At 42.9% G+C, this 16862-nt stretch carries 18 protein-coding genes and 1 riboswitch; of the genes, 15 read left to right on the forward strand and 3 right to left on the reverse strand.

Annotated elements, in window-relative coordinates:
* The first annotated feature begins 86 nt into the window (after positions 1-86).
* The 3 genes from GE073_RS05190 to GE073_RS05200 are packed head-to-tail and all read left to right on the forward strand — an operon-like array spanning position 87 to position 2287.
* On the forward strand, positions 87-770 hold the full coding sequence (locus GE073_RS05190) for a DsbA family protein (RefSeq protein ID WP_228551284.1): 684 nt from the start codon (positions 87-89) through the stop codon (positions 768-770).
* Positions 771-786: 16 nt separating this feature from the next.
* Positions 787-1203 carry a disulfide oxidoreductase gene (locus tag GE073_RS05195; protein ID WP_153782930.1) on the forward strand — a complete coding sequence of 139 codons (417 nt, stop codon included), beginning with the start codon at positions 787-789 and terminating at the stop codon, positions 1201-1203.
* 34 nt (positions 1204-1237) lie between these two features.
* Positions 1238-2287 (forward strand): flavin-containing monooxygenase, encoded by a 1050-nt coding sequence (locus GE073_RS05200; RefSeq protein ID WP_153782931.1) that lies wholly within the window; start codon positions 1238-1240, stop codon positions 2285-2287.
* Positions 2288-2365: 78 nt separating this feature from the next.
* Here the strand turns inward: GE073_RS05200 and GE073_RS05205 are convergent, their stop codons facing one another.
* Together GE073_RS05205 and GE073_RS05210 are read right to left on the reverse strand one after the other, a co-directional pair.
* Positions 2366-3217 carry an IS3 family transposase gene (locus GE073_RS05205; protein ID WP_153782932.1) on the reverse strand — a complete coding sequence of 284 codons (852 nt, stop codon included), beginning with the start codon at positions 3215-3217 and terminating at the stop codon, positions 2366-2368.
* Complete coding sequence (locus GE073_RS05210; RefSeq protein WP_153782933.1) at positions 3214-3546, reverse strand: transposase; 333 nt, start codon at positions 3544-3546, stop codon at positions 3214-3216. Before GE073_RS05210 ends, GE073_RS05205 begins: the two co-directional genes overlap by 4 nt.
* 763 nt (positions 3547-4309) lie before the next feature.
* Here GE073_RS05210 and qoxA point away from each other — a divergent pair.
* The 7 genes from qoxA to GE073_RS05245 all read left to right on the forward strand — a co-directional run bounded on the left by qoxA (position 4310) and on the right by GE073_RS05245 (position 10222).
* A complete protein-coding gene (gene qoxA / locus GE073_RS05215; protein WP_153782934.1) occupies positions 4310-5251 on the forward strand; it encodes a cytochrome aa3 quinol oxidase subunit II in 942 nt (313 codons plus the stop codon).
* An 11-nt stretch (positions 5252-5262) separates the two neighbouring features.
* A complete protein-coding gene (gene qoxB, locus GE073_RS05220; protein WP_153782935.1) occupies positions 5263-7203 on the forward strand; it encodes a cytochrome aa3 quinol oxidase subunit I in 1941 nt (646 codons plus the stop codon).
* A 10-nt stretch (positions 7204-7213) separates the two neighbouring features.
* Positions 7214-7837 (forward strand): cytochrome aa3 quinol oxidase subunit III, encoded by a 624-nt coding sequence (qoxC, locus tag GE073_RS05225; protein ID WP_153784670.1) that lies wholly within the window; start codon positions 7214-7216, stop codon positions 7835-7837.
* Positions 7830-8150 carry a cytochrome aa3 quinol oxidase subunit IV gene (gene qoxD / locus GE073_RS05230; protein WP_153782936.1) on the forward strand — a complete coding sequence of 107 codons (321 nt, stop codon included), beginning with the start codon at positions 7830-7832 and terminating at the stop codon, positions 8148-8150. Before qoxC ends, qoxD begins: the two co-directional genes overlap by 8 nt.
* Before the next feature lie 71 nt (positions 8151-8221).
* Positions 8222-8662, forward strand: a complete 441-nt coding sequence (locus tag GE073_RS05235; RefSeq protein WP_153782937.1) for a BlaI/MecI/CopY family transcriptional regulator — start codon at positions 8222-8224, stop codon at positions 8660-8662.
* Complete coding sequence (locus tag GE073_RS05240; RefSeq protein WP_194843279.1) at positions 8655-9509, forward strand: M56 family metallopeptidase; 855 nt, start codon at positions 8655-8657, stop codon at positions 9507-9509. Before GE073_RS05235 ends, GE073_RS05240 begins: the two co-directional genes overlap by 8 nt.
* A gap of 132 nt (positions 9510-9641) precedes the next feature.
* Positions 9642-9778: riboswitch (cyclic di-AMP (ydaO/yuaA leader) on the forward strand.
* 36 nt (positions 9779-9814) lie between these two features.
* Positions 9815-10222, forward strand: a complete 408-nt coding sequence (locus GE073_RS05245) for a C40 family peptidase (protein ID WP_153784671.1) — start codon at positions 9815-9817, stop codon at positions 10220-10222.
* 53 nt (positions 10223-10275) lie between these two features.
* Here the strand turns inward: GE073_RS05245 and GE073_RS05250 are convergent, their stop codons facing one another.
* Entirely contained in the window at positions 10276-11187 is a 912-nt protein-coding gene (locus GE073_RS05250) for a cation diffusion facilitator family transporter (RefSeq protein ID WP_153782939.1), read from the reverse strand.
* 129 nt (positions 11188-11316) lie between these two features.
* On the opposite strand from GE073_RS05250, the gene GE073_RS05255 reads away from it, so the two are divergent.
* From GE073_RS05255 to GE073_RS05275, 5 genes are all read left to right on the forward strand, one after another.
* Positions 11317-12021, forward strand: coding sequence for a response regulator transcription factor (locus tag GE073_RS05255; RefSeq protein ID WP_153782940.1), 705 nt, complete (start codon positions 11317-11319; stop codon positions 12019-12021).
* A gap of 501 nt (positions 12022-12522) precedes the next feature.
* Positions 12523-14628: a DUF5693 family protein gene (locus GE073_RS05260; protein WP_153782941.1), complete on the forward strand. Its 2106-nt coding sequence runs from the start codon at positions 12523-12525 to the stop codon at positions 14626-14628.
* A gap of 20 nt (positions 14629-14648) precedes the next feature.
* The gene (lspA, locus tag GE073_RS05265) at positions 14649-15128 is read left to right on the forward strand and encodes a signal peptidase II (protein ID WP_228551286.1); all 480 of its coding nucleotides are present in this window, start codon (positions 14649-14651) and stop codon (positions 15126-15128) included.
* Positions 15129-15291: 163 nt separating this feature from the next.
* Positions 15292-16389 (forward strand): copper resistance D family protein, encoded by a 1098-nt coding sequence (locus tag GE073_RS05270; protein WP_153782943.1) that lies wholly within the window; start codon positions 15292-15294, stop codon positions 16387-16389.
* Between the two features lie 61 nt (positions 16390-16450).
* On the forward strand, positions 16451-16825 hold the full coding sequence (locus GE073_RS05275; protein ID WP_153782944.1) for an ArsR/SmtB family transcription factor: 375 nt from the start codon (positions 16451-16453) through the stop codon (positions 16823-16825).
* Positions 16826-16862: the final 37 nt, after the last annotated feature.

The following is a 16862-nucleotide window of genomic DNA, read 5'->3' on the forward strand; positions in this document are numbered from 1 at the left end:
GAATCGATGGTAAGAAGCTAGTGGCAATATTATACTATGTTGTGTAGTTTATTAGAGCGTTTGAGACTGAATGAGGGGGACTAATCTTGCCATCTAAGAGTCAAAGTCAGGGACCTAATCGCAAAACTCTCGTTATTTCCACCTTAGTATTTGTAGCTTTATTCGTGATGTTGTTCGTATCTAATCAAGCTTTAAAGAATGGAGGTGAAACGAATTCGTTCAAGAACGGCCCCGATACTTCTACCCAGCCAATAGTAGGTGATCCTGAGTCAAAAGTGACCATTGTTGAATTCGGTGACTACAAGTGCCCGTCCTGTAAAGCGTGGGGCGAGCAGATTTATCCGAAGTTAAAGGAAGCCTACATTGATAACGGGAAAGCGAAGTTCGCCTATGTGAACGTATTGTTTCACGGCGAAGAGTCAAGATTAGGCGCGTTGGCAAGCGAGGCAGTGTGGTCTCAGAATCCCGAGGCATTCTGGCCATTCCATAAGGCGTTATTTGATGCGCAGCCAACCGAAGATCACGACGCGGCATGGATAACAACAGAGAAGATTCTTGAGATTGCAGGAACGATCGAACCAGCGATCAATGTCTCTGAACTAGGTCAAACCTTATCCAACTTATCGACGCTGCCGGAAGTCAACCAAGATGAGCAGATGGTTCAGGATTTTAAGGTGAAGCAAACCCCAACGATCATGATTAATAATGTCATGGTCACCGATCCGTTCAATTATGATACGATCGTCAAATTAATCGAGGAAGAACTGTAATACTGGGGGATCCAATATGCGGATTAGGGACTACTCGTTGTATTTTGGCTGGATTGTAGCTATCGTTGCCACTCTAGGAAGCCTTTATTTTAGTGAAGTGCGGGGCTATATGCCGTGCGAATTATGCTGGTACCAGCGAATCGCCATGTACCCGTTAAGTATTTTGCTGGGGATCGCCGCGTACCGTGATGATAAGAAGATGAAATTATACGTGCTGCCCCTATCCATAATAGGCGGTTTGATATCAACCTTTCATTATATGGAGCAAAAGATACCCGGGTTTGCAGCGATAAAGCCGTGCAAAAGTGGTGTTCCGTGTAACCTTGATTACATTAACTGGCTTGGATTTATTACAATACCGTTCCTGGCTCTCATTGCGTTTATACTCATTACGTTGTTCATGTTCTGGACTAAAGACGAGCGGCAGAAATGACAGGGGAATGTAGGAGCAAAAAGGAGTACAGTGAATGTATGACGTTATTATAATAGGGGCTGGACAAGCCGGACTTGCAGTCGGATACTATCTGTCCCAAAGGAATAAGAGTTTTATTATTTTGGAGCGGAACGCAAGTGTAGGAGACTCATGGGTGCAACGATATGATTCGCTGCATTTGTTTACACCAAGACGTTATAACAGTTTGCCGGGTTTTGACTTTCCGGGTAAATTAGATGGATTTCCGAGTAAAGATGAGGCTGCGCTTTACTTAAAAGCCTATACGAAGGAATTTAATTTGCCGGTGAGAACATCTGAGCATGTCCTGTCGATATCGAGAGAAAATGGTGGGTTTCAGGTCAACCTGACAAGTGAACAACTGTTTGCTCATCAGGTTGTAATTGCTACAGGTCCCTTTCAGGAGCCGGCCATACCGCAATTTGCATCATCATTACCTGAAGTTGTTAACCAAATGCATTCCTCGGAATATCGTAACGCTTCACAGCTGCATGACGGGAGTGTACTTGTTGTCGGGGCTGGCAACTCTGGGGCACAAATCGCATGTGAATTGACAGCCACTCATGACGTTCACTTAGCTGCAAGTAAATCAATATCACAACTGCCGCTAACACTTCTAGGCAGAAGTATCTTTTGGTATTTCGATAAAGCGGGGCTGATGAAAGCACATAAAAGTACCGCTGTTGGGAAATGGCTTAGGAAAAAGCCGGAATACGTCTATGGTAATGAGTTAAGAAATCGGATTAGAGAAAATAAAATTATTGTCCATCCACGCGCAGTAAGAGCAGATGGTAAACGCATTACATTTTCGGATCAACGCAGCATAGAAGTTAGCAACGTTATTTGGGCTACGGGGTTTAAGCGAAATGATGCGTGGATTAGAATACCTGGCGCATTCGACTCGGATGGCCAAATAAGACATACCGATGGAGTATCTTCCGTCCAAGGACTATATTATATCGGTATGCAATGGCAGACTTCCAGAGGGTCTTCTCTTCTGGGCTGGGTGAAGATTGATGCGCAGAAAATAGCAGATAAAATTTGTGAGGCCACGGAACAGGCCTGACAGCATAGATATAGCAATATTTAACCGATTACGGAGATGTCTGGTCATACCCCTGTCAAGTAGACAGATGAAAAAAAGCTATGCAGCCAACGCGCAGCGGTACTCAACCGGTGCGCGTTGTTTCAATTTGGCCTGAAATCGGCGGTAGTTGTAGTGGTATATGTAGTCCTCTACAGCTTGCCGAATCTCTACTCCTGAATTACACTGGTTAAGGTACAGCTTCTCTGTCTTGAGATGCGAAAAGAAGGATTCGATGCATGCGTTATCCAGGCAGGTTGCTTTGCGAGAGTGGCTGCCTTTGACGCCGAATGCCTCTAATCGTTTGTTGTACGCCTGAGACGTGTATTGGAAGCCCTGGTCCGAATGGAGCACGGCTTCTGACACGTCTCTTTTGCTTGTCCACTGCTTAACTGTATCCAGTACCAGCTGAACATCGTTACGTTCGGATAGTTGCCAAGCGACAATTTCATTATTGAAGAGATCTTGAATGACGGATAAGTAATGAAAGTTCGTTCCATCGGAAATATACGTAATATCCGTCACCATTTTTTGCTGCGGAGCAGTAGCATGGAATTGACGTTTTAAGCGATTTGGATAGATCACCGAAGGTGTATAATTCGACTGTCTTCGCTTCCTTCGAATAGCGGATTGAATCGCTAACTCCCGCATAAGTCGCCATACTTTCTTATGATTCACTCTGTAGCCTGCCTCCCACAAAGCAATCATCATCCGAGGGTAACCGAACTCTGGATGTGCAGCATGTATAGCCATCATGTGTTCTTTGATTTCGTAGTCTTGATCTTGTTTGGCTTTGCGCAGTGGCTGTGTAGCACGCCATTTGTAGTAGCTAGCTCGTGGTATCCCCGCAATGGCTAACAGGCATGTAATGCTATGTAGTTGGCGGAGATCTTCGACTATTTCATAGTTCATTCGCTGACTGGGAGCTGCTCCTTTATTAGATTTGGATACCGCTTTTTTAAGTAGGCCACCTGTGCCTTTAGGTAATCTCGTTCTTCTTCAACACTGATAAAGTTGGTGCGCTGACGCCCCTTCAATGGGTTGGGTTCGCTAGCTTTCCGCTCGTCAAATGATTCCCCATTTTGCCATTTCTTCACCCACATCTTCAGTTGCGAACAGTTACGAATTCCCTCACGCTCGGCTGCTACTTTATAACTCACCGAACCCTCCAGATACGCTCTAACCGCCTTCAACTTGAAATCGTCTGTGTACGTACGGAATGTTTGTCCCTTTAATGCCATAAAAATATCCCCTCCAAGTTCCACTCGAACCCCCATCATAACATGGAGTTTTTTTTGAGTGTCTACTTGAAGGGGATAATACCATGTCCGTGTCGGTTTTTTATGCTTGCATGTTCTTTAAATTGAAACAACTAATGATCCCAATGCAATTGATGAACAAGTGCTCATATGTTATTTTGAAAGGGCAGTGGTTAAATGTGAGATAGGGAGATGTTCAATGAGGATCATTCAAATCGTTGTCATTTTGTATTTGCTTTTCATTGTCGCGCCGATTGATGTATATGCAAATAATTTTACCGATAATGCACTTCTTACTTCATCTTACTCGATCTCGAACGAGCAAATTGCACCAGCCGGGTTTTATCTTGGAATGGGAGTCGTTTTAATCGTGGTCATCCTTATACTCGGCAAGCTTTTGACCAGTAGGCGGAAGAGAAAGTAGAGCCTCCGGACATGCCTATTATCCGGCAAGAAATTTAGACGGTCAGATAGAGGTAAGCGAAGCTTCAGCCGGCTACTATATGGGCGTAGGCATACTGCATTTTCTTGGCGTGCTGTTTGTCGGATGAATTTCGATGTATTATACATGATCAATTGTTCATGTTTGTGGCTGAAAAGTGATCGAATTGTGTGCTGAGCGTGATCAAAGGATGAACATGGTATGACACTTGCCTAAAATACTACATAAAGTAGTTTAATTTATGTAGAGTGAAAGTTAGAGTGAAGTTACTCTGAACTACATGGTTGGGGAAGGTGGGTACGGATGAAACGGATGAAGCCGTTATTTATGGCGTTAATGGTTATAGCCGTAATGCTGTTGTCCGGATGTAATTATGTTGTATTAGATCCGAAGGGTCCAGTTGCGAAGATTCAAAAAGATCTTATTTTGTACTCCATTTTGTTCATGGCCATTATTGTTATCGTTGTCTATGTCTTGTTCACGTTCATTGTGATCAAATTCAGGGAACGGCCGGGAGTAGCTGGTATCGATTATGAAGGTGAGCATGGGAGTAAATGGCTTGAAATTCTATGGACCGTAATTCCAATCATAATCGTCATTGCGCTCTCTATTCCAACCGTTAAAGCTATTTACGCTTTGGAGAAGCCGCCGGTAAATTCAATAGACTCGCAGCCGCTGGTCATCGAAGCAACCTCCGTAGATTGGAAATGGATATTCAGCTATCCCGAGGAAAATATCGAGACTGTCAATTATCTTAAAATCCCGAAGTCGCGTCCTATTTTATTTAAGTTAACTTCGGCGGATTCCATGGCATCCTTTTGGATACCTGCCCTTGGGGGACAAAAATATGCGATGGCTGGGATGCAGACGCAGCTTTACCTCCAAGCCGATGTTGAGGGAATCTTCCAGGGGAGGAATGCCAATTTCACAGGAGAAGGCTTCACCGAACAAACGTTTCGAGTCGAAGCACTCACTGAATCAGATTGGATGGAGTGGGTGAAGAAGGCACAAGCCGCTGCCCCATTGACCCAAGAAATCTATGACCAGCTTATGCTGCAAGGTCATGTAGAGGAACAAACGTACTCATCTACGCACTTAACGTGGGTTAATCACGCCAAAGATGCTGAGTATGCATTAAGAGCTCGCGTTCGCTTGGGTCAACTGCCGGAAGGAACAGTAGACATGAATGAAAGCAACCGAATGAACGAAGCGGATACGTCATCGACTCATACAGGTGCACATTAGGAGGAGCGAAGATAAGAATGAAGTGGAATGAGTTCTTTGTTACGGGCAATCCCATGATTTACGGTGCTGATGTAGCGATTGCCGTCACTATGATTGCAATCGTGGCGACATTGACGTATTTCAAGAAATGGGGATGGCTTTGGAGAGAATGGCTTACAACGGTTGACCATAAGCGTCTTGGTATCATGTATATTATCGCTGCCGTTCTGATGCTCTTTAGGGGGGGCGTTGATGCCCTACTCATGCGAACCCAACTTGCTGTCCCGGATGCCAAGTTTTTGGACGCGCAGCATTATAATGAGATCTTTACTACACATGGCACGATCATGATAATTTTTATGGCGATGCCATTCCTAATCGGCTTGATCAATGTCATCGTGCCTTTGCAAATCGGTGCCCGAGATGTTGCTTTCCCTTTCTTAAATGCTGTAAGTTTCTGGACCTTCTTTATGGGCGCGATGCTATTTAACATCTCATTCGTAATCGGGGGATCGCCTGCGGCGGGTTGGACAAGCTACATGCCGCTTGCAAGCAATGAGTTAAGCCCCGGTCCCGGTCAAAATTACTATCTTATGGGGCTCCAAATTTCCGGTATTGGTACATTGTTGACGGGAATCAACTTCATCGTGACGATATTTAAGATGCGCGCTCCAGGCATGACATTGTTTAGAATGCCCATCTTTACTTGGTCCTCCTTGGTGACCAGTATTATCATTGTGTTTGCATTCCCGATTCTCACCGTTGCACTTGCACTAATGACGTTTGACCGTATCTTCGGCAGTCATTTCTTTACGCTGGCCGGGGAAGGGATGGATATGCTCTGGGCGAACCTCTTTTGGTTATGGGGGCATCCGGAGGTTTATATTGTTATTTTGCCTGCCTTTGGTATTTTCTCTGAAATCATTAGTACCTTTGCGCGAAAAACGCTATTTGGTTACAAAGCAATGGTGTACTCCATGCTTCTTATTGCCGGACTAAGCTTTATCGTTTGGGTCCATCACTTTTTCACAATGGGTTCGGGCGCATTGGTGAACTCTGTTTTCTCGATTACGACGATGGCTATTGGAATACCGACAGGCGTAAAAATCTTCAATTGGCTATTTACCATGTATAAGGGAAGTATCCAATTTACGACTCCGATGCTCTGGTCGTTAGGATTTATCGTTAACTTTGTCATAGGCGGGGTAACAGGAGTCATGCTCGCAATGGCGGCAGCCGATTATCAGTATCATAATACGTACTTTTTGGTTGCGCACTTCCATTATGTATTAATCGCAGGTACTGTCTTTGCATGTTTTGCGGGGCTGCACTACTGGTACCCGAAAATGTTTGGTCATAAATTGAATGAACGTATTGGCAAATGGTGTTTTTGGCTGTTTATGATAGGTTTCAATATCTGCTTTATGCCGATGTACTTCCTCGGTCTTGCCGGCATGCCAAGACGTATCTATACCTACTCGGCCGAGTCTGGGTGGTTTGGCCTCAATTTCATTGCGACGATCGGCGGATTCATGATGGGAGCTGCCTTCTTGCTACTTGTCTACAATATTAATTATAGTATCCGTCATTCAAAACGAGAAGAAAGTGGAGATGCTTGGAATGGGCGCACCCTCGAGTGGCAGACAACCACGGCGGTGCCGCCGCATTACAATTTTGCTCTTGTGCCGGAGGTCAAAGGGCTAGATGCTTTCTGGCTTATGAAGAAAACCAAAAAAGGTGGGGAGCACAACCCTAAAGCTCTTCAACCTATTCATATGCCTAGTAACTCAGGCAAACCATTTGTCATGAGTATCTTTTTCTTTATAAGCGGTTTTGGACTTGTGTTTGAATGGTTTTGGATGGCGATTGCAGGTGCACTTGGTGTCGTCGTAGTGATGATTCTACGATCGTGTGATTTTGATAAGGGTTATTATGTCAGCGTGGAGGAAATTGAACGCGATCATCAAAGATAGGGGGATTTCCATGGGATCAACGGAGCACTCAAACGGTCAGCAAGTAGGGCCGTTAGAATATCAATCGGAAACAAGCAGGCTTAATATACTTGGATTTTGGATCTTTCTTGGGGCTGAGATCGCACTATTTGCTACCTTATTCGCAACGTATGCTGTGTTGACCGATCGAACAGCAAATGGTCCTACAGCTTCAGAACTGTTTGAAATGAAAGGGGTATTCATTCAAACGTTTCTGCTGCTTACAAGCAGCTTTACATGCGGTTTAGCGATCCATCAAATGCGTAAACAGAACTTAAAAGGCTTGGTTGCATGGCTGCTGGTAACCCTTGGCCTGGGGGCTGGTTTTTTAGGATACGAGATTTATGAATTCGTCAACTATATTCATGAAGGCGCCACACTGGGTACCAGTGCATTCTGGTCTGCATTTTTTGTTCTTGCCGGCACGCATGGCGTACATGTTACTTTCGGTATAGGCTGGATGATACTCATACTATTGCAACTGTGGAGAAAGGGACTGACACCCGAAACCTCATCCAAAGTATTTATTTCAAGCTTATATTGGCACTTTCTTGATGTGGTGTGGATATTCATATTCACAGGAGTCTACCTGACAGGAATGGTGAACAATGGATAATGAGAAGGCTGTAGCATCAATAAAGGTTCACAAAGGTTTTCCGTGGAGCCACTTAATTGGCTATTTGTTCTCAATTTTACTTACTGTACTTGCTTTAATTGTTACGTTCGGATCGAGTTTTTCTACTTCAACGATTCTGGTCATCATTTATAGTTTTGCATTCTTGCAAGCCGCTCTTCAGTTATTGATGTTCATGCATATAACGGAAAGCGCAAATAGCAAGATACAAACCAGCACGATTTTATTCGCAGTCTTTATTGCGATCACAGTCGTTGCAGGTTCGGTATGGGTACTAGCCTCAGGACACTCTTAAATTACCCGGCTCTTTGTCTATCCAACTGGACATGCTAAAATGAGAGAAAGCTGTTCGGGAGGAAAAGAGAATTGCGAATAAATAAATACAACGTTAATGAAGAAGGCTTGCATCGATTTTTTGGCTCACTTGAAGCCAAGATTATGGAGATTATTTGGCAGAAAGAGAAACTGACCATCAAACAATTGCATGAAATTATAAACCAAGAAGATCCCATCTCCTTAACTGCCGTAATGACGGTCATGATTCGTTTAGCGGAAAAGGGACATCTTCGAAAAGAAACGAGTGGCGGCGGACGGAATAAATTGACCTTTTTTTATCCAGTACAAAATAAGGACCAGTTTATTATGGAACAAACCAAAGCCGTTACTGAAGGGCTATTTCAGGATTTTGATGCGCTGATCGTAAGTCATTTTCTGGATCGTATTGACCAGGTGGATTCACTATTAATAGACAAACTACGTGATAAGCTAAGTGAACTCGACGACAGGAATGAAGGTAATCATGATTAAGAAACCGAGAAACATTTTGATCCTGCTTTTCTGTATTGTGGGTTGGGTGGTCTATCAGATGGGATCTAGTGTACTTCATCAGCTGCGAGACGTTCCGGAAAGCACGGATTTGTTACACTGGATAGGGCAGGTTATGTTTGATATTTTCAGCAACCATATGCTTTATGAAAGACTTTTTAATGGACTTATCCTATACTCTTCGGCAGTATTCTTTTACCATCTGATTTCACAAGCAGTGTTACATTTTCGCCTGGAATTATCAATGAGAAGATTCTCGAATCATGAGTTGTCCAGAGAGTGGCAAGCTTTATTCCCTGAGGAAAATATGAGGATTACTGTCATATCGACCCCCTCCTTTGTTGCCATGGCGGTGGGCGCATTGAAACCGAAAATCGTATTATCGACCGGAGCAATTGAAGTGCTTGGGAAAAATGAACTTCAAGCCATCATTTGGCATGAAGTTTACCACTGTCGTTTTTATCATCCCTTGCAAAACCTTATACTAACGCTTACTAGGAAGAGCTTTATGTATTTGCCCGTTATCGAGGCTTTGGTGAAATATTACTCCGTATGGATGGAATTAATGGCAGACCGATATGCGATGCGTCAAATGAACAGTGCGAAGCCACTGGGGAATGCGCTGCTAGTTTTACTTCACCACCAGAACCAAACAGTAGCAACGAAAGGTACAGTTTATTTTGCTGAAGATGCCGTGAACTTCAGGATTAAACAGATTTTAGATCCTTCGAGTAGCTTGCAGATAACGATCGTTACTAAAAGGCAAATGATGTTATCAATACCTGTCTTGATTATAGTGTTGATCATCCCTTTTTTGAGTCATGTCTAGATTAGGAGCAGAACCTTAAGAGTCCGACAAGAATCTGACAGGTTCTGATCTGGATTGACGAAAATGAAAGGATTCTAATCATAAGTAGAAAGGAAAAGGGGGGAATTAGATCGAATTAAACTACATATCGTAGAATAATTAATGCTTAATTCTCAGTATCTGAGAAGCCGGGGAACCATTAATAATGTGGGTGAATTAATTCTTTGGAATTATAGGGTACCTTCAACCGAACCCTTAAGCTAACTCGGTAGGCTGCGAAGGGAGAAAGGGCATTGCAGAAGGCATTATCAGTAATTGCAATTTGTATGGCATTGATTTTTGGAGGGCAGCAAACATTCGCTGCAGAAGGGGATTTGCAAGATGCAGTTGATGAAGTGCTTGGGGTTCCTTATAAATGGGGAGGGACGAGCTCAGCTGGTTTTGACTGTTCGGGATTTATAATATATATATTCAAGCAGTATGAGATTAAACTGCCACGAACTTCTCAAACGCAAGCTAAAGAAGGCGTTGAGGTTGCTAAAGAGGACCTAAAACAGGGTGATCTTGTGTTTTTTAATACGAGTGGAAAGGGGATTTCTCACGCTGGTATTTATTTAGGCGGAGGGAAATTTGCTCACTCATCCAGCAGTAAAGGAGTCATCGTGAGCAAGATGAGTGATTCCTATTATGAATCCCGTTATGTCACCGCACGCCGGGTCATTTCCTCCACATAATGGCAGAAATGCAGTTCTTCGGCGCGAACGAAGAACTGCATTTTTATTTCTACTTATATTACGTGATCTGGAGCTAGAGGGCAGTCATACAGGCTGGATTCCAACTGAATCGTGGCATGGTCAATATTAAATTTTTCATGTAAATCCGCTGAGCATCGCTTCATAAGTTCATCCCGATTAATTGAATCTGAAACGATCAGATGCACTGTTAAAGCATTTTCTGTCGTGCTTATTCCCCAAATGTGAAGATCGTGCGTATTGATGACGGAAGGAATCCTATCGAAATATTCCTTCACGAGTGAGTAGTTAATTCCACTGGGCACCGCATCTAAGGACAGATTAAACGATTCTTTTAATAACCCCCACGTACTTATGAATATAACAAGTACAATGACGAGGCTTATTACCGGATCAAGCCAAAGCCAGTTGGTCCACAATATAACGAATCCGGCAATAACGACACCTAGAGATACACCTGCATCAGCCGCCATATGTAGGAATGCGCCGCGGATATTGATATCTCCCTTGCTGCCGCTAAGGAACATGAGTGCAGTAAATGTGTTTATAATAATGCCTACTGTGGCAACCCAGATAACCGTGTTTCCAGTTACGGGCGCCGGATCACCAAAGCGTTGCAAAGCCTCCCAGGCAATTGCGCCAATAGCGACTAATAAAAAAATCGCATTGAATAAGGCCGCTAGGATGGAAGAACGTCTATAACCGTAGGTTCGACGTTTTGATGGTTCTTTTTTGGCAAGCAAACTTGCGATCCAAGAAAGAACAAGGGCAAGGACATCGCTTAGATTATGGCCGGCATCCGCGATTAAAGCAAGAGAATGGCTTAATACACCGTAGGTCGCTTCGGTAATCACAAAGGCAGTGTTCAATATAATACCAATGAGAAAAGCTTTATTATAATTGGCTGGGCCGTGAGCATGTCCAGCATGATCATGGGAGTGACCCATAGGTATCCACCTCTCTCAATAGCATGTTTAGAAATAATATACCCAACGAGAATTGGGTCTATTCAGCATTACTGTCCATCATATGAATATATGATTATTTATTACTTAGAAAGTCGGAAGGGGCATAACATGTACGGACAATCCTTAACAGTTCTTGTCGTTGACGATGAGGAACGAATCAGACGAGTTCTCCGAATGTACCTTCAGAAGGAGGGATACATCGTAAGGGAAGCAGTGGATGGCCAAACTGCACTCCAAATGGCCACTGAGGACAGGTATGATATTATTTTACTTGATGTCATGATTCCTGGAATGGATGGAATTAAAGTATGCAGCCATTTGCGAAGGATGAAGAATACCCCGATCATTATGTTGACAGCTAAAGGGGAAGAGGACAGTCGATTAAAAGCATTTAAAGCCGGGGCGGATGATTATGTTGTAAAGCCCTTTAGTCCGCGTGAAGTGATATATCGAGTTAGAGCGGTTCTGAAACGATCTTCAGGTCATGAGTTTCCCGTTAAACAATTAGAAAAGAATGTTGTCTATCCGTTCTTAGTGATTGAGGGAGATGCACGACGTGTGAGGGCTGCCGGGCAAGAAGTGCTCTTGACACCGAAAGAGTTTGATTTGCTGCATTATTTATCAAGAAGACCTGATAAAGTATTTTCGCGCGAAGAACTGCTTGCCGATGTTTGGCATTATGAGTACAGATATGATGTACGGACCGTTGATACACACGTAAAACGGATTCGAGAAAAGTTAAATCATTTTTCGCCAGATGCGGCTGCAATGATCGTAACGGTCTGGGGGGTTGGTTATAAGTTCATGAAATAACACTCGTTTAGGGGCGATAAGCGTGATTTATTATTATTTGATTGCTTTTGTGGCAATTATCCTAGATCAAACCCGCAAGTGGGCAGTAATCTCGTATATGGACAAAGGGGACAAGGATAAGTGATCATAAAAACGCAACGTGTAATAAGATTTGATGACGGTAGACGTATTCTTCTTATTTTTGAGTTGGGATGGACGGGATGATGCTGACCGCTAAAGGGGGTGAAGATTCCGGCTTGGTGCAGCGCGACAATCGCTCTGTAGAGCAGTTGAAATTCTGGCTTCGCTAATTACTCCCACATCCACACAACAGGTACCCACTCCTCGATTGATACCGTTTACCATAGCTTAGCTCCATCCGTAGCCACTACAATAATGGGATACCCTCTGCACATCTCCATCGGGCTTATCGCCAATTTTTACTCATTTGTATGAATACATTCTCATATGTTACAATTATTCTACTGGATGATTGAACGTTAAGTAAGGAGAGATACTTCTGTGCAAACTGGCAGAAATCAGAATGTTCAAAAATGGCTGTGGATTCTAACCTTATTAGGAGTCGTCGCTGCGATTCCGTTTGGTATTTCACGGATGCAAATGGAGCGTACATCTAGACAGATCGAATATCTGTTTGATTATCGTGATTTGGTGACAATTAGTTCCTATCAAGCTAGAAAAGACGATTACTTAAAATCACAACTCCTTGTGCTGAAACGAGCTGGAATTACAACAATGGTTGTTTCAGAGAGTACATTATCGGACCTAGCAACAGCTGGACGTTTAGTACTGTATACAGAACAAGAGGCGAATCAATTAAAGGGTAACCCCCCAAATCATAATCAAAATTTTACTTATTTGTTATTTGAGGGATCCGAAGAAGCCAGGCAACTTACGTTCATGATTAAATACAGATTCGATAAAGAGGGTATAGTTGTTCGTACCTGGATGCATGGCGGGAAAACAGGGCTTATGTTGGAGACCCCTATAGAAAACGCCACACTTAAGACAATGGAGCCCGATCCAATAGCAATTGAACAACTCCTCAATGAAGGGTTTAAAATCATGCCGAGGCTATCTGACCGCGACAGACCTTACAATCCGGTCGAGACTGAGAGGATGCTGGCGAAGTTTCAAAATCTAGGAGTCAATCGGATACTGTTTGAAGGTGACGCTGTTAAAGGTTATGGGGATAATATCATAAACAAAAACAAGAGTATTGAAAATTTTGCATCGTTATTAAATAAACACGGTATTGGACTGGCAACGATCGAAAATTTAAACAAACCGGAATTGGGATTTAATGCACTTGCTCGTTTAACCAATTATAATGTCGTTCGTTTATTGTCATTATCCGAAAAAGATGCGGCGAGAATGAAACCGGAAGCTATCACCGACCGTTTTTTGCTTGCAGCAAAAGATCGTAATATTCGTATGTTTTATATCAATGGGATGGCAATTAAAGACACTGCTAAAGCTTCTATTACCGATTCAGTGGAGAATGTATACAAGACATTGGTAGGCAAAAACGGTGTGGTTGAAACATTAAGAATGTTTGGATTTCCGCCAGGTGAAGCTAAAATGTTTTCTGTTCATCCTCCTATATCGTATAAATGGATAAAAATATTAGTCTCCATTGGGGCTATCGCGCTGATGGCTCTTCTACTCGGTACATTTGTTTCAAACATGTATCTTCCTGCTTTTCTCGCAGGTCTCATTGGTAGTGTGGGACTATATTTCATTTCCACTACATGGCTAGACCTGGGACTCGCTTTAGGAGCAGGAATTAGCGCGCCTACGCTTGCTCTAATATGGTCATTAAAACGTATTCGATCTTACTGGGGGCGAGGAAGCTCAATCGGTAACGGGCACCTTACTTTCAAAAAGAGTGGTGCAAATCAAAAAAACGAGGTTAACTGGTCATCAGGCTATCGTCTGTTGATTGCCATGTCCTTGTTTATAATATTATCCCTGATTTCGATGCTTGGTTTTCCTTTCATCATAGGTATACTGAGTGATATAACGTATAATCTGCGTCTGGAGCAATTCCGGGGAGTTGGAATGCTGCATTTAGTGCCAATAGCTCTGGTTACACTCTATGCACTTCTGTATATGCAAAGGTCCGTTGGTGAAAACCTGCGCCGATTACTGACAATGAAGATCACCTTTCTGTGGGTGGTAGTTGGTGTACTAGTGAGTATAGCTGGTTTATACTATTTGTCTCGCACTGGTAATGCTGGAACAGTGTCGTCGTTTGAACTTATGTTTCGCACTACACTGGAAGAAAAATTTGGTGTTCGGCCCAGAACAAAAGAGTTTTTATTGGCACATCCCTTATTGTTGCTTGGTCTATTCCTCAGCCTTCGCTATCGTTTCGGATGGATTTTTATGGTAGTGGGTACCATCGGTCAGTTGTCGATGATCGACACGATTGCACATCTTCATACGCCTTTGAAGATTTCGTTAACTCGTGTGTTCCTTGGTCTTGGAATAGGATTCTTGATTGGTCTCGTTCTGATTGCCTTATGGCAATTGTCGGAAAGGATATTGAGTCGTTATTCTGCAAAACGGCGTTTCATAGGGAGAGTAGGGAAATACATGAACTAATGTATTGGAGGAAAATAATTGTGCTCTATTACTTGGCTCTGTCAGTCATTCTTATCGCAATTGATCAAATCAGCAAATGGCTAATAACGGTGGGCATGGATGTGGGAGGAACGATCCCGTTGCTGCCAGATATATTTCATTTAACTTCGATTCGTAACCGCGGCGCAGCTTTCAGTATTCTCTGGGAGCAAAGGGGATTGCTTATTGTTATTGCTGCCGTAGTCAGTGCCTTTGTCCTTTATTATTTGAAACGCATCCATCAGTCCAACAAGAGCATGGCAATAGGATTGTCATTTATACTCAGCGGTGCATTAGGTAATTTGATAGACCGCCTTTTAAGAGCGGAAGTTGTCGATATGTTTGATCTCCGTTTGATTAATTTTCCGGTCTTTAACGTAGCGGATTGCTTTGTTACAGTTGGCGTGGGCTGCATCATCATTTCGAATCTTAGAGAAAGCAGAGCCCAAAAGGAAATAGACGGGATGAAACCATCCAATTGAACTACAAATCATAGTATAATAATGATTAATCGTGTAAGGAGGGGCTCTATTTGTTTCAATTAGCCGTGTATTTCTTTGTCGTCCTTTGTGCAGCAGGAATATTAGGAATCGGTATTAGTAAATCAATTAGAAAACCGGATACTAAAGTCGAAGAGGCAGAAAAATGACCTTAGTAGCCTGGATATCCGAAGCTCTGCTTTATCTTTGCTTTTCTCTAATTGCAGGGTATTCGATTATGAATTTAGTACCGCAATGCTATAGGCCAACAATAAACATTCCCACCAGGGTCATTTTCATCTCGATTGCTGCGATACCTATATTGGCTTTAATGCCGGTCTTAAGAATTGTCTTTTTCTTCTCTGAAGACATCGGTTTTTGGCTTACATTGAAAAATGTCCTTTTTTCATTTGAAGAAGGTAAGGCATATCTCAAGATCATGACAAGCTCCTTTTTGCTTCTTTGGTTTATATACAAAAACTCATTTGAAAACCGGAGACAATCGTACATCATTATCGGCTTGCTTACATTTGTAATGGCTTTGATATTAAGCTCGGCAAGTCATCTTGCTTCTTTATATGGCTGGTTAGGCGCTATAGGACACTTCGCACATTTCTTATCGATTATCGTGTGGGCGGGAACACTCCTAGTTACAGGTTTTTTTGCAACTAATTTAAATCATTGGCTCGTGTTTCTGAGGTGGTTTACGCCGCTTGCTGTCGCATGTCTCGTAATGATTTCAGCATCTGGATTTCTAATGATGCAGGCTATTGTACCGAGCTATATAGATAGTTGGGTGCTCTCATACGGACAAGCGCTGCTATTAAAGCATTTGGCTATTATTCCGCTTCTTGTTTTTGCCTTTATGAATGGTGTGATGTTTCGTTTCAAACAGAAACGAAATCCAGATTGGAATCCCTTATATTCCCTTCGTATGGAGGGAGGAGCGATACTTCTTGTTTTCGCAATAACGGGGTTCATGGGACAACAGTCTCCTCCGCATGATGTATCCCTTACGGTTAGAGAGGCTGGCGTTGCGCAGTGGTTTGACTATTTCGTCGGTGAACCCGTAACAGAAGAGATCGATTTGATGCTCTCCTTCAACGGTTTGAGCTTTGGTTTAGGCATCAGTTCGATTATTTTGATGGGTAGTCTCTTTTATATGTCTTGGAAGAAACGTGGATGGCGTTGGACGCAGTTGCTCGGTTTACTATTCGTCTCAAGCGCTTATCTGGCAATTATGAGTGCAACCACGTTTCGATAAGCTGTGATGATCAATTGCAAATGTGTTATAATTACGAAAAACATTTGTGGTTGGTGGAAAAGTGACGGAGAAAACAGTACAAGAAACGGAAGCATGCGACACTTCCTGTAACGGGACGAATATTAATGTCAGTTCGGTTAAGCAAAATTTAATAGATGATCCTGCTGCAGGTGATATGGCTGATCTATTCAAGGCACTTGGCGACCCTACCAGGGTGAAGATCATCCACTCATTGATCCAATGTGAGCTTTGTGTGCATGATTTAACAGAAGTGTTGGGAATGGGGCAGTCAGCTGTTTCACACCAACTTCGTTTCTTGAGGAATTTGAGGATTGTTAAGCGGCGGAAAGAAGGAAAAACGGTTTACTACTCTATAGACGATGATCATGTTAAGGAGATTTTCTTGCAGACGATGGAGCACTTAAGTCATAGCTGAAATATAAATGGAAACCAAACGTAAAGTTGGAGACCCG

This window comes from Paenibacillus sp. B01, assembly GCF_009649995.1.
In the GTDB taxonomy this organism is placed as follows: domain Bacteria; phylum Bacillota; class Bacilli; order Paenibacillales; family Paenibacillaceae; genus Paenibacillus_O; species Paenibacillus_O pasadenensis.

Coding starts and splice junctions, on each gene's coding strand:
- GE073_RS05195 (WP_153782930.1), top strand. CDS start 787: ATGCGGATTAGGGACTACTCGTTGTATTTTGGCTGGATTGTAGCTATC.
- GE073_RS05200 (WP_153782931.1), top strand. CDS start 1,238: ATGTATGACGTTATTATAATAGGGGCTGGACAAGCCGGACTTGCAGTC.
- GE073_RS05205 (WP_153782932.1), bottom strand. CDS start 3,217: ATGAACTATGAAATAGTCGAAGATCTCCGCCAACTACATAGCATTACA.
- GE073_RS05210 (WP_153782933.1), bottom strand. CDS start 3,546: ATGGCATTAAAGGGACAAACATTCCGTACGTACACAGACGATTTCAAG.
- qoxA (WP_153782934.1), top strand. CDS start 4,310: ATGAAACGGATGAAGCCGTTATTTATGGCGTTAATGGTTATAGCCGTA.
- qoxC (WP_153784670.1), top strand. CDS start 7,214: ATGGGATCAACGGAGCACTCAAACGGTCAGCAAGTAGGGCCGTTAGAA.
- qoxD (WP_153782936.1), top strand. CDS start 7,830: ATGGATAATGAGAAGGCTGTAGCATCAATAAAGGTTCACAAAGGTTTT.
- GE073_RS05240 (WP_194843279.1), top strand. CDS start 8,655: ATGATTAAGAAACCGAGAAACATTTTGATCCTGCTTTTCTGTATTGTG.
- GE073_RS05245 (WP_153784671.1), top strand. CDS start 9,815: ATGGCATTGATTTTTGGAGGGCAGCAAACATTCGCTGCAGAAGGGGAT.
- GE073_RS05250 (WP_153782939.1), bottom strand. CDS start 11,187: ATGGGTCACTCCCATGATCATGCTGGACATGCTCACGGCCCAGCCAAT.
- GE073_RS05255 (WP_153782940.1), top strand. CDS start 11,317: ATGTACGGACAATCCTTAACAGTTCTTGTCGTTGACGATGAGGAACGA.
- GE073_RS05270 (WP_153782943.1), top strand. CDS start 15,292: ATGACCTTAGTAGCCTGGATATCCGAAGCTCTGCTTTATCTTTGCTTT.